This is a genomic window from Proteinivorax hydrogeniformans, from assembly GCF_040515995.1.
GTDB lineage: Bacteria > Bacillota > Proteinivoracia > Proteinivoracales > Proteinivoracaceae > Proteinivorax > Proteinivorax hydrogeniformans.
In genome coordinates this window covers 1,075,909-1,088,912 of the sequence record NZ_CP159485.1, presented here as the reverse complement: position 1 = coordinate 1,088,912, position 13,004 = coordinate 1,075,909, and the positions used below count along the sequence as shown (strand labels likewise).

13 protein-coding genes are annotated in these 13,004 nt (G+C 37.0%); 1 reads left to right on the top strand and 12 read right to left on the bottom strand.

Features of this window, described 5'->3' with window-relative positions; translation table 11 throughout:
• Position 1: 1 nt before the first annotated feature.
• The 12 genes from PRVXH_RS05135 to PRVXH_RS05080 form a co-directional block, all read right to left on the bottom strand.
• Positions 2-913: an alanine-tRNA synthetase second additional domain-containing protein gene (locus tag PRVXH_RS05135; RefSeq protein WP_353894241.1), complete on the bottom strand. Its 912-nt coding sequence runs from the start codon at positions 911-913 to the stop codon at positions 2-4.
• 127 nt (positions 914-1,040) lie between these two features.
• Positions 1,041-1,595 carry a Fe-S-containing hydro-lyase gene (locus PRVXH_RS05130; protein WP_353894240.1) on the bottom strand — a complete coding sequence of 185 codons (555 nt, stop codon included), beginning with the start codon at positions 1,593-1,595 and terminating at the stop codon, positions 1,041-1,043.
• 13 nt (positions 1,596-1,608) lie between these two features.
• Positions 1,609-2,451 (bottom strand): fumarate hydratase, encoded by an 843-nt coding sequence (locus PRVXH_RS05125; RefSeq protein WP_353894239.1) that lies wholly within the window; start codon positions 2,449-2,451, stop codon positions 1,609-1,611.
• Positions 2,452-2,460: 9 nt separating this feature from the next.
• The gene (locus PRVXH_RS05120; protein ID WP_353894238.1) at positions 2,461-2,787 is read right to left on the bottom strand and encodes a DUF4387 domain-containing protein; all 327 of its coding nucleotides are present in this window, start codon (positions 2,785-2,787) and stop codon (positions 2,461-2,463) included.
• The gene (locus PRVXH_RS05115) at positions 2,780-4,159 is read right to left on the bottom strand and encodes an acyclic terpene utilization AtuA family protein (RefSeq protein ID WP_353894237.1); all 1,380 of its coding nucleotides are present in this window, start codon (positions 4,157-4,159) and stop codon (positions 2,780-2,782) included. The genes PRVXH_RS05120 and PRVXH_RS05115 overlap by 8 nt, the downstream gene beginning before the upstream one ends.
• Before the next feature lie 63 nt (positions 4,160-4,222).
• A complete protein-coding gene (locus tag PRVXH_RS05110; RefSeq protein WP_353894236.1) occupies positions 4,223-5,227 on the bottom strand; it encodes a GerMN domain-containing protein in 1,005 nt (334 codons plus the stop codon).
• Positions 5,228-5,319: 92 nt separating this feature from the next.
• A complete protein-coding gene (locus PRVXH_RS05105) occupies positions 5,320-6,555 on the bottom strand; it encodes a methylaspartate ammonia-lyase (RefSeq protein WP_353894235.1) in 1,236 nt (411 codons plus the stop codon).
• 22 nt (positions 6,556-6,577) lie between these two features.
• Positions 6,578-8,032 carry a methylaspartate mutase subunit E gene (locus tag PRVXH_RS05100; protein WP_353894234.1) on the bottom strand — a complete coding sequence of 485 codons (1,455 nt, stop codon included), beginning with the start codon at positions 8,030-8,032 and terminating at the stop codon, positions 6,578-6,580.
• A gap of 1 nt (position 8,033) precedes the next feature.
• The gene (glmL, locus tag PRVXH_RS05095) at positions 8,034-9,413 is read right to left on the bottom strand and encodes a methylaspartate mutase accessory protein GlmL (RefSeq protein ID WP_353894233.1); all 1,380 of its coding nucleotides are present in this window, start codon (positions 9,411-9,413) and stop codon (positions 8,034-8,036) included.
• 2 nt (positions 9,414-9,415) lie between these two features.
• Positions 9,416-9,832, bottom strand: a complete 417-nt coding sequence (gene glmS, locus PRVXH_RS05090) for a methylaspartate mutase subunit S (protein WP_353894232.1) — start codon at positions 9,830-9,832, stop codon at positions 9,416-9,418.
• An 18-nt stretch (positions 9,833-9,850) separates the two neighbouring features.
• Complete coding sequence (racE, locus tag PRVXH_RS05085) at positions 9,851-10,657, bottom strand: glutamate racemase (protein ID WP_353894231.1); 807 nt, start codon at positions 10,655-10,657, stop codon at positions 9,851-9,853.
• Between the two features lie 434 nt (positions 10,658-11,091).
• Positions 11,092-11,541 (bottom strand): MarR family transcriptional regulator, encoded by a 450-nt coding sequence (locus PRVXH_RS05080; protein ID WP_353894230.1) that lies wholly within the window; start codon positions 11,539-11,541, stop codon positions 11,092-11,094.
• A gap of 259 nt (positions 11,542-11,800) precedes the next feature.
• On the opposite strand from PRVXH_RS05080, the gene PRVXH_RS05075 reads away from it, so the two are divergent.
• Positions 11,801-12,979, top strand: coding sequence for an ATP-binding protein (locus tag PRVXH_RS05075; RefSeq protein WP_353894229.1), 1,179 nt, complete (start codon positions 11,801-11,803; stop codon positions 12,977-12,979).
• Positions 12,980-13,004 lie beyond the last annotated feature (25 nt).

The following is a 13,004-nucleotide window of genomic DNA, read 5'->3' as shown; positions in this document are numbered from 1 at the left end:
CCTATTTTAAAAGTCCCAATCCTGACTCCTCAAACCCTACCACGCCAGCTAAAAGATATTGCTGGTTTAAAGAATCCCATTTAAAATCCTTTATTAAATAAAACCCTGAAATATCTCCAGTTTTTTTAACATGAATACGCGGTCCAGTGCAAGGAAACACAATATCTTCACCAATATTAATATGTTCATCATCGTGATGAGAAATACTCAAATTTGATTCAATTAATTCATTAACCTTTTGCTCAAGATCTATTAGATCTATATTAGGTTTTGTTTGAAACTCCAAAACAAATCCGTGCTTGATATCACTATGGTATGTTGGCCGGTCAAAGCCCATGTCCATAAGCACAAGTGAAGTTAAGTCTTCAGCTGTGTGGGCCATTTTTCTGTACTTAATAGAGTCAAATACGATATCACCAATTTCTTTTGATTCAGGTCCAAAAACACCAGGTCTTGTTATTATTACCTCTTCTCCTACTCCTATAAGCACTTCAGCATTATAACCTAAATGAGGATATAGTAAATCGAAATGCTCCACCACCACTCTTTTCCCTTGAGAAACAGCCTCTTTAACAGCTTCTGCTAATTCCCAAGTCTGTGTAAAAGCAGATTCAAACCTTATATCTAGGTGATAAGTGTGGGAGCGGAAATGTCCTTTTTGATATTGATGTAATAAAGGTAAGGGCCGTACGTTAATACCTTCATCATCATTAGTCAACTCCAATCCCGGAAAAATACCTCTAATTAAAATTGATTTTCCCGCTCCAGAATCTCCTATAAACCCAATTACATTGTCGTTGGGAGTAATATATCTCTGACTTAGATAGTTCCCTAATGCTTGCAGTCTATGTTTCCCCCTTGGCGCAAAATATGTAGCATGCATCAAGTATTGATGGGCAGATGAATTCATCATAGCTTTACACCTCCTTTTGCAATTATACATTATTTATCTACCTTTTTCCACATATGGTTAGATATGAAAAACACTTTTATTTTATGCAGTTAAAAAGGGTTACGCCCTGTGGCATAACCCTTTTTGTTTACTTTGATAAGTATTTTTCTTTACCTTGCTTATAAAAGTCATTACCGCAGCTATCAACAGCCACAATAAGTGGGAAGTTTTCTACCTCCATCTTTCTTACACCCTCTGCACCTAGATCTTCATATGCTATTATCTCGCTTTTTTTAATTCGTTTTGCTATTAAAGCTGCAGCACCACCTATAGCGCTAAAATAAACACTTTTATTAACCACTATACTCTTCTTTACTTCTTCGCTTCTTTGCCCTTTTCCGATCATACCCTTTAGTCCACAGTCCAATAGCTGTGGCGTATACTTATCCATTCGGCCACTTGTAGTTGGCCCTGCCGAGCCTATTATTTGACCTGGCTTTGCTGGACAAGGACCAACATAATATATAACCTGCCCTTTTACATCAAATGGCAGCTCTTCACCTTTTTTTAGCGTTTCGATAAACCTTTTATGGGCAGCATCTCTAGCTGAATATATCGTGCCCGATATTTCCACCAAATCCCCTGCTTTAAGTTTTCTAATATCATCTTCTTTTAAAGGGGTAGTTAATTTTATCGTTTCCATATTTATTCCCCCTCTATATTGTTTTAGTGGCATGCCTTGTAGCATGGCAGTTTATGTTTACTGCCACAGGCAATCCTGCTATATGGGTAGGGTAATATTCTACATTTACCCCTATTGCAGTTGTTTTGCCTCCAAATCCTTGTGGCCCTATCCCCAGCTGATTTATTTTCTGCAATAGATGTTCTTCAAACTTTTGATAAAATGGGTTGGAGTTTTCGGAGTCGATTGATCTAACAGCAGCTTTCTTTGCTAAAAGAGCTGCTTTTTCCATCGTCCCACCAATACCAACTCCCACAACAATAGGAGGGCAAGGATTTCCTCCTGCGTTTGAAACAGAGCTTAACACAAAATCTATAACCCCTTCTTGTCCATCCGCTGGCTTTAACATCTTTAATGAGCTCATGTTTTCGCTACCAAAACCTTTAGGAGCTACTGTAAGTTTAATTTGATCTCCTTCAACTATCTCAGTATGAACAACGGCTGGTGTGTTATCTTTAGTGTTTTCGCGATTTAATGGATCTTTAACAACAGATTTTCTTAAATAACCTTCCTCATACCCCTGTCTTACCCCTTCGTTTATTGCTTCATCAAGGCTGCCTCCAGTAAGACATACCCCTCTTCCCACTTCAACAAATATAACCGCCATACCAGTATCTTGACAAATGGGCATTTGTTCATTTGCAGCAATTTCGCTATTTTCAATAATTTGCTCTAGCAAACTTTTCGCCAGTTCATTATCTTCAGTTTCATACCCTCTTGTTAATCCTTCTTTAATATCAGGAGCTATAACGTAATTACAAGAAATAACCATTTCTTTTACTGCTTCTGTCACACTAAAAACTTGGATTTCTCTCAAGAAATTTCCCTACCTTTCCCACGGAATCTCAATATTTAAGAGGGGGCCATGCTGTTGAGCTCCGTAAACATCTGTCTCACCTACATCACCTGCAGCAATAGGACGTACGATAGTAGCTTTTATCGCTTTAGAAGGTGAGTAAGGAACTACAGAAATTACTTTCTCTACATCAATTCCGTATAGTTTAGCTATAAGCTCTTCTGTGATAAATTTATTTTCCACTACGTAATTGAATATCTCTTCTGTTTTAAAAATTAAATCAAAAGTTAATTCGTAAGGACCAGCATTTTTACTACGAATAACAGTAGTTAGTTCTGTAATGTTAATTTTACTCATTTTTATCCCCCTTTACATAGTCCTTTAACCAACATGTCTCAAAAAGACCTTGAGGGTCTATATTCTTTAGTAAGTGATGAATAGTAAATTGATAAACATCACCTGCATGGATATCAGAAGGAGAATAGGGGAACGCAAGGTTTCCTGCTGTAGCCTTCCTGTTTTCATAGCCATAGTGCAGCATAGTCGACCTTGTAAAACTACAAATGGTATCAGCAACTTCTTTTGTCTTTGCAACAACGTCAATAACCAGTCCAAGCTCGTGACTATTAGGGTTTTGAGTAGGCTCTAGTTGTCCCATTACTCCGTTTTTTCCGTATATATGGAAGTTTAGGGTGTACTGATAACCTCCATCCTGGAAATTATCTTTTACTTGATCCTTTACTTCCTCGATAATTTCATCTATTTGATTTATCATAATTGGATCTCTTGTTCCTGCAATAGAGATGGTTCTCTTGCCAACCGATGCAGCACCTTCTAACTTAATTGTATACTCTTTGGAAAGCTCAAACTTGCTTCCTAAAACCTTTACTCGCCTATCGTCTAATTGTTCATAAGTAGTTTCCTTTAAGTTTAGCGTTCCACCAGGGCCGGGTAGGATAAAGGGATTGGTTTTTTCGTATAAGCTATGAGCTGCCACTGAATCAGTAGTACAGCTTCTTTGTTCATTCATAGGCTCTAAAATGAAATAATCCTCTCCTAAAGTTCCTAGCATCGCATCTCTACCACTTCCAGGCGATGCAGCTATAGAGGCACATTCTAGAATTTTACCCATATGCATTGCAAGACCAGGGTCATATCCCAGCTTGATTGGGTGAGCTGCAAAGACAGCAGGGTCATACGCACGTCCTGCAATAATTACATCCGCCCCCATTTCGATAGCTTTGTCAAAGGGTTCTATTCCCATTTGTCCTACAATGTTAGTGCTTTTTAGTATATCCTCTTTACTAATTTCCTTTGCAGGTAATAATGGGTCTATGTCACCTTGTGCCAACTTATCAACTAAGAATTCCTTATCAAGTTGAGAATTTATCACTACAACTTTTAGTTGTAAATCTTCTTCTTTTAAGATTTCTTCTATTATATCAACATTCCAATCTAAGTGCTGCTTTCCTCCTGCTCCTCCAGCACTACCTATAGAAACAGGGACTTTATGTTTTTTTGCAGCCTTTAGCATAAACTTAAGGTCTCTTTTAACTGCTGCACGGTCTGTAAAGGATTTGCCAGCACCTAAATAATAGGGGCCTGGATCCACAGAGCCTGCATCAACAGCAATTAAATCTGGTTTTTTCTCCATACCTCTTTCAAAAGAATCTACTGGAAAACCATACCCAAGTATGGCGGTAGGTGCAAGTATTTTAAATTCCTTCATTTTGTAGCCTCCTTAAAGCTTGTCCTTTAAGCCAATGAGGTTACATTACCTCATTGGCTTTTGTTAATTAATCTTAGCAAAAGCAGGTCTATCCATGATATTGTTTAAGTCAGTCCCTGCTGGTAAGACTTTTGGGTGTCCTTCTATCAAAAGCTGTACTTTTTCTATCCTATCTAGTTCTGTTATTGTTAAAATAAGCGACTTGACTATGCCTTCTTCCATTTGCTTAGGATATGATGTAAATTCCTTAGAAAGGCTTACAACCGCAACATTCTCTTTAACCTGCGTTTTCATAACTTCACTTTCTTCTTCAAATGGTTGAGAAAAGTCAGCCCCATTTAAATATAATCCCACAGCGGTTTTAAGATGATTTTGATTGCTGTTAATTACCCTAGTTACCGGGATATATAGATTAGTTTCATTTCGCAAGACAGGATGATAGACGGTGATTTTGTCTGAGTTTTTTAAATCAACCCCATCTTCAACCTCTACATTGATCCCAAGGGTTTCCCGAGATATGGGTAAATTTACCTTAGTGCCATGTGTAAGCTCTTCTACTATACTACCAGCTATCCTAATTTGTACCTTTTCAATGGTAGAGTACTGGGTCAACGTATATACCAAAGAGGTTACAGCAAGTTTTTCTTGATTTTGATCCTCAAAGTTAAGTAACTGATTATTAAAATCCACCACTGCCGCTTTTTCATCAATATTAATGCCAAGGACCTCGGTCCCTTCCAGTAATGGTAAACTTAAATCGTAACCCTCAATTTTTTGATGTATATCGCTTCCGGAAACGAGCTCCATTACTGTAGCATAGGCTATACCTTCTTTTCTAGGATAATTTATGCTGACAGGCAAAAGTTTGTTAGTAGTATCATCAACAACATAAAAATCTATGTCTAAATAGTTTTCATTTGTTGCGTCTACCTCGGTAGCCTTATCTTTTTCTTTATTTTTTTCTGTTTCAGTTTCTTCGATGGGACCAAAAACTTTGTCAAGGCAACCTACACACATAAAAACTAAAAGAAAAATTACTAACCCTAACAGTAAAAGCCTGATTTTCATTATAACCCCTCCATAGATAATATATTTTTCAATATATATTCCATAAAGGGGTTAAAAATGCAAGTTTGTCCTATATTGTACTTACGCTAATTCTACTTTAGTAAAGCCAAAGTTCTGGCCATTTCATTTTTTACTATCATAAGTCCTTCGTCAACACCCATACCCGGCTTAGCAAGTATTTGATCAGGGTTTGTAGCCAAGGCAATATGAACTGCTATCTGTGCTGCACGATCTGTTTCGTTACATGTGCCTCCCAAATACGCCCCTACATTATTTTCTTTACAATAAAGCACAGCTTCAATGATATTGTTGATGCCACCTAAATCAGGAGCCTTAATCTGAGCCATATGACAACATTTATGATCGGCAAAGTCTTTTATATCTTCAAATGTATTACACCATTCATCAGCAACTATTTCCACATTACTTCCCTTTTGCTGAAGCTTATCGTAAAGCTCTTTAAGCTTTTTAATTTGAAGCTGCTTCTCTTCCATATCCATAGGCCCTTCTATTCTTAGAGTATGAGGAGCAGCAATTTCTCCCAAACTATCTAAATAATCAGCCATTTTATCTATATCATAATCAAATGCTATGCCGATAGTGCCATAGACATCTATATGGAAAATCGGTAGATAGTCCTCTCCTCTATCAAGATCTTGAACACGTTTCTTTAGCCAAGCGACATACTCTTTCAGTTTTTCTCCATTATTTCCCAGCTTGTGTTTCACATTATTAATCAGGCCGTGGGGCATTACATCTACCCCTTTAATAATCATTTTATCGACATTCATATACCTTTCATCTCCAGTTTGTGAAAACACCGGAATAGGTTCAGTACAAAGCTCTGTGTTATACTCTTTAGCAATAACTTCAGCCATTGTCATTTTTTTACTTTTTGCAACGGCATCCAAAATGGCCTGAGTGATTCCATATCTCAATGCTGTGTGAATTGGTTTGCCATTTTCTTTTTTTAAACTGTCTATTTCTTCTGCTAGATCTTTGAAGCTATTTAGCTCTTTACCTTTTAGAATTGGAGTGATTTTTTGCTCAACAATTGGCTGAAAATCTTTAGCTAAGAAAAGTGGATCCCTTCCACCAGCTCCAGAGTACTGAACTGCTGCACAGTCACCGTACGCTACCTGGCCATCTTCAAGCTTTAACATAATTGAAAGGCTTTCTCCCTGCTGTCTTATAGCAGTAAACCCATCAGTTACAGAATCTCCTTTATAGGTAAAACCATCTTGAACAGCATCCCCTTTTATAGCTCTTTGGTCATCAAAATAAAATCCTGTTAACCCACATGAAGTAACAACATCTACTATTTTCAATATAATTCCCTCCCAAAATTTGTTAGCTAGGTCTACCTACCAAAAATCCTTTTCCAATAGCATAAATATCATCAATTACCATTTGGAAACTTGGCTCTCTGTCTTCTGCTTTGCCTCTTATCTCTATCTTTTCTTTATGGAATTCTTCAATCTCTTTGGTAAATGGCAAGTCACCACTATCTAGCAAGCGTATCGCTCCTTCATTATCTCTTGCTGGTAAAATTCTTCCTGCATTATATCTACTTGGAGCAAACGGTATATCGATTATTCCACTTTCAAAAGCTCGGATAGCTCCTTTTGCCCAGTCCCCTTCACCTAACTTTAAAGTTGCATCTAGTATAGCTCTTGTTTCCTTTTTAATCATTTCTTTTTCAAGTTGTAATTTTTTGCTTTCAGGTAGAGATTGATCTTTTAACATGTTTATAAGTTGTTTAGTAGTTCTAAGTCCTTGGGCATTTGCTTCTTTGGTCGGAATTCCCATAGCCTCGTGAGGAGTTTTAACAATAACCTTGGTTGCTTTTGCTAAAGCTGCTGCCGATGCTCCCCAGCTGATAACACCAAAAGCTTTGGCTTCATCTTGCGGGAATCCTCCCATCCATTGGTGGAATACAGTGGTTAGTTGCCTTCCTTCGTAGCCATTATCTTTAAGATATTCATCAGCTAATTCCTCTAAAGTCTGAATTGCAGCTACATCTTGTGTTAGGTTACCACACTGACCATATCCTAAAGTCATATTCATTACACCTTGCTCTGCAGCCAAGATTGCCTCTAAAATAGCTACGGCATGACTTATAGAAGGAGGCACTAAAGTTCCTGTAAGCGGACCAAACGGCTCTCTATTTATTTCAACACCATTTTCTTGATAATAACCAACCAATCTATCAACATACTGCCAGTAATAAATAGTTTTCTCTAACGAAACATCTTTAGCATATGGAATATTATAAGAGATTCCGCCGCCTTCATAATCTGTAAAACCAGCTGCTAAAGTTATTTCTGCTAATAATCTAGCATCTGGAGTGCCGTGTCTAACTTGTACTGGAGATTTAAGGCTTTCCACTACTTTTCGGCAATTTTCCAATCCATGGTTAACAGCAGGAAAACCATTAAGCAGCGACCTGCCACTAGATACACTTTCCTCTATCCCTTTTTGCGCTTCCATATACCTGTTTTGTCTTGTATAGCTATCAATTGTGGAAGGAAGTAAATCCGCTCCCCCTTCATCTTGTAGATATTGTAAAAGGGCGATATGCTCATTAACTAAAGCTACGCCTGCTCTAGGTTGAACTAAAGTTACACCATTTTCCTTAGCCTCTTTTAATTTTGCTGCAAAGTTTTTTGCCTTAGGTATCGTCTTTTGATATTCAATCCCCTTGTTTATATCCTGCACTTCTTTACCAGTTTCCCACTTTTTCAAAATTTCTGCTCTTTCAGCAAACAACTTCTCGATTGGCCATTTTTTATTAACTACTTCCACCTTAATTTCCTCCCTCAATAAAGTCAAAATTGTCTTTAACTAATTCCTCAGCAATATCAGGATAATCATCCACAAGCAAACCTATAGACGACAAAAGATACTGTTTATCAATACAATACTTGCTGTTTTGAGGCATAAGAGCCATTGGTTCGGCCGGGTTATAAAGAGCCCCTTTTAGTATATATCCAGCTTTATCGCTGTTTACTAAAGGCCCACCTGTGCCAATTACTACATCTACACCGGATAAATCCTTCCCATATTGAATGTAACTAGCTCCTTGCGGTGTATAAACTGTTTCTACAGTTCCACCATGCCTTTTAACGGCAATATTGACACCCTGTCTTGCTAAGTAGTTCTCAAATTCCCAAGTAATGTTGGCACTCCAGTAGTTTTCACCTATATCCTCTAAAATTTTATTTAAATCCAAAGAGGGTAGGTCTTTTCTTATTCTCGATTCTCCAATTTCTTCTATTAAAGAAGAAAGGCTATAACGCATTCCCAAGTCTCCCTCAACGGTCCTTTTGGAAAATGGCTGCGGAAGTCCTCGGTAGACAACTCCAGCTGTGTTTGGCATGCCATCAGTAAATGAATGTACATCCGTAGTAGCTCCACCCATATCAACTATAACGATTTCTTCTGCACCTAACAGTTGTTGTTTTGACATAAATTTACCAGCTTGCAATACAGCTTCAGGAGTAGGCATTACAATACCATCGATATCTTGTCTTATAACATCAAAACCCTTTGCTGAAATAATGTTATTGATAAAAACCTTTCGTATTTCTTCTCTAGCTGGTTCAATGTTAATCTTATCTAAGCTTGGCAAAACGTTTTCGGTTATGAAAAACTTCTTTTTAGCAGCTGTAAATATTTCGTTAATCTCGTCTTGCACATCTTTATTTCCAGCAACTATTATCGGACAGTTAATTTCAGATTCAGCTATTTTTTTTGCATTCTCCAAGATTACTTCTCCGTTGCCACCATCAGTACCACCGGCTAGCAAAATTATGTCGGCGCTCATTTTCGACAGTTTATCAATCTCTGAATTATTTAGGCGGTAACTGAAAACATCCATCAGTTTAGCTCCTGCGCCTAGTGCTGCAGTTTTTGCCGCTTCAGCAGTTAAATCCGGTACAAGGCCTATTGCCACCATCTTTAATCCTCCGGCTGCACTACTACAAGCCAACTTTCTTTTATACTCTATCTCACTCTCTACCTTTTTCTCTAGGTTACCAATAGCTTCTTCAAGACCATTACCTATGCCAGTGGCCACAGTAGTAGGAGCCTTAGCAGTCGCTAACAGCTTTTTTGTTTTGACATCCACCGCTGTTACCTTTGTAAAAGTACTGCCAAAGTCGATTAAGAGTATTGCTTCTAACATGCTTAACCCTCCTGCGCTAAATCTTTTTTTAAGTCCTCTATAGCAACTTCAGGGGCAGTACCCGGTGGATAAGCCCTATCAAAACCCATATTCATAAATGTCTCTTTTACAGGTTCCCACTCTTTCTTCCCTACTACTAAATTTCCACCTACATATAGTAGAATATTTCCTATACCTGCTTCTTCGCACTTTTCTCTAAGTCCTCTACAGTCAATTTCCCCATGACCATATAAGGAAGATACTAAAATTGCATTTGCACCTGTCTCCACAGCGGCTTTTACAAATTCCTCTTGCGACGCTAAAACCCCAATGTTAACCACTTCATAGCCAGCTTGCGTAAAGGCGTAATCTAATATTTTATTTCCCACAGCATGCACATCCGCACCGATAACTCCAATTATGATTGTCTTTGAGCTCATTTGTTTTTTCCTCCCAGTTTAGTTCTCTAAATCCACTCTAAAAGCTTTTGTGTTATCCCCTAACCAGTTGTCAGCTATCCTCTCAAACCCAGCAGTAGCTCCACTAACAAAATATCTATGAACAGGTCTTCGCCTTTCATCATATAACAGCTTGTTTTGCGTCAGGATATCTTTAGTTAATTGAGCTGTTGCTTTTGCAGAGTTTACTAATTTTACGTCCGGCCCCATCACCTCCTGAATTAGTTCTTCCATGATTGGATAATGAGTACATCCTAAAATTAAAGTATCAACCCCTTGATTTTTAAGTGGTTGTAAATAGCTTTGTGCCACTTCTTTTGCTTCTTTAGTGTCCATAAGGTTGTTCTCTACCAACAAAACAAACAGTGGGCATGCTTTTGAAAAAACCTCAACATCAGGGTCGATATCTTTTAGCGCTTGTTCATAAGAACCACTGTTAATAGTCCCTTCGGTTCCAATAACACCTATCTTTCTATTTACAGTAGCTTTTATTGCAGCCTGAGCCCCTGGGGCTATAACTCCAATTATGGGGATATCAAACTTTTGTTGATAGTAATCAAGTCCCACGGCTGTAGCTGTGTTACAAGCAACCACCATCATTTTTACATCCTGAGTATTTAAAAAATTAATTATGTCCATTGCAAAACCTCGAACTTGCTTTGGTTCTCTTGGTCCATAGGGCATCTTAGCAGTGTCTCCAAAATAAATCATCCTCTCATTAGGAAGAATCTTGTTAATTTCTTTAACAACCGTTAATCCCCCTACGCCAGAGTCCAATAAACCAATAGAATTTATATTAAATATCATTTTTTCACCTCAACTTTATCTCGCTAATACGGTAATCTGGTGTCCAATTAAAAATTGGACTAATGGATTATTCCATTAGCTATTTTATTCTATACATTATTTAAAATACCTTTATTTTTCATAAGTTATTAATATTTTTTTAATATATTTCAAAAGCTTTAAAAATAAATATATATACAAAAAACAGCCCTAAATATAAGGCCGTCTCTTTTGCATATATATAATTATCTTCTTTTAAATATTATTATATCTTTTAAAGGAATTAGAGCAATTAAGGGCTGGGATTGTATGCTGGCAAAGAAAATGTTGCATGCTAACTTCATTCCAGCAGCAAACCCCAAAGCATAAGTAAAGGAGTGATTACAAGGGAGCTAACTGCCCGTCGGAATATAAAAATCTTACATAGAAAACATTGAAATTATAGTTTTGATCAACTATGCTTTATACTCCTCTTTCATTAGATCATAAATTTTATTAAGTGAATTAACTAGTTGCTTTTTGTCTTCGTTTTCGACTTTAACAAGTATCTTTTCTAAATATCTTTTTCGGCTTTCAAGTACTTCCATAATCATTTGATCGCCTTTTTCAGTCATTTTCAAGCGAACTACCCTTCTATCCTTACCATCTCTAGTTCTTTCCACTAATTGATTTCTTTCCATGCGATCAATTAGGTCGGTAGCGGTACTGCTTGCAAGATACATACGACTTCCTAAGTCTCCAATTGTCATTTCGCCGTATTCACGAAGCAAAAGCAAGGCATTAAATTGAGGTGGAGTTATATCAAAGTCCTCTAATATGTCTCTTCCCCTGCATTTAATAACAAAGCTTACCTTTCTTATTAAGTGCTCTATTTCCTCAACATGTTCACAGTATTTTTTTTCCACAAAACACACCTCCACGCTTGGTTAACTCTAGGATACCAACAATTAGTGGCTCGGTCAACTATTTTGGCAATCTAAATAGTAAAATTTCTATTATTTTGCCGATATTACTAGTATTTACAGTAAAGATAACTAAAGCTTTGTCAAAATAGTTAAATGTTTCACTAATTTTTTCAAACTTTTTGCAGGATTTCTAAATTATTTGGCGAATTTAAACCTAAATGGGTTTGGGCAAAAAGCAGTCTTGGAAGTGGGTGTTTTAATGGAACTAATTGATAACCAAATCAAGGTTTCCTTTAAAGTTAATTCTGTCAAAAACCTTTCTAAGGAAAAGAAACAGGACCTTATTTGCTATCACTCAAAATTGATTGCTGTTTCTAAAATTTTATTTGACAATTTAGACTCTATCGTCCAAAAGCAGGTTGCTTGTCTCGTTTTTAATCAATCAGGTCATTTGCTGTCAAAACATCGTTGTTCTTCCTTTCCAATTGCTGATTCAACCTTAGCAATTGGAGAAGACTGGAGCAAACCTAGCAGCACAAGTCCCATTAAAAAACTTATTAAAGATAGACAGTGTTTTGTTTTTGAAGAGCTAGAGTTTAAAGAACAAAAGGTTTTTAATTGGACGTTCGTCGCTGTACCTATAATAGGAAAAACTAGCAAGGTTTTTTATGGAGCCATTTTAATTGCGGTGCCTAAAGAACTAAATTTCCCCAATCTAGAGCAAATCCTGTGTCTAGCAAGCGATATAATGAGCGAAACATTAGCTAACAGTCATGATGTGAAAGAAGTTCAAGAGCGGTTTAGTCAAATGTTCGCCAGCTTTGCTCATGAGATTAAAAATATACTAACCTCTATTAGAGGCTTTACACAGCTTTTGCAAACAAAGATAGTGGACAAAAATAACACCGTTTATGTAAATTTTATTTTAGAAGAGCTAGATAGAGCACATAGTATATTGAAAAACTCTATATACTTTTCAAAAGCGCAAAAAGATAAAGCAAACGAATGTAAGCTTTCTGATATTTTACAGGATGTCTTATCGGCTTTAACGTCAGTTATTGAAAGGAATAACATATCTATAGCCGTAAATATTGATAAAACAATCCCACATATTACAGGAGATGCCGTTCAGTTTAGGCAAGTGTTTCTTAATATAATCCAAAACTCTATAGAAGCTATGGAAGATGGAGGCACCCTAAAAGTTACCTGCAAGCTGAAAAACCTTCAAATAATTGTAAACGTGTCAGATACCGGTCCCGGCATTCCGGAAAAAATTGCTGAACAAATTTTTGCCCCGTTTTATTCCACTAAACATGGGGGCACTGGATTAGGATTATCGGTTAGTAAACAAGTTGTCGAACAGTACAAAGGCCAAATCTATTGTAAAAGTAGTGATAAAGGAACTACTTTTACAATCATTTTACCAGCTAGAACCTAAGTTTTATTTTTGCATTTATATATCT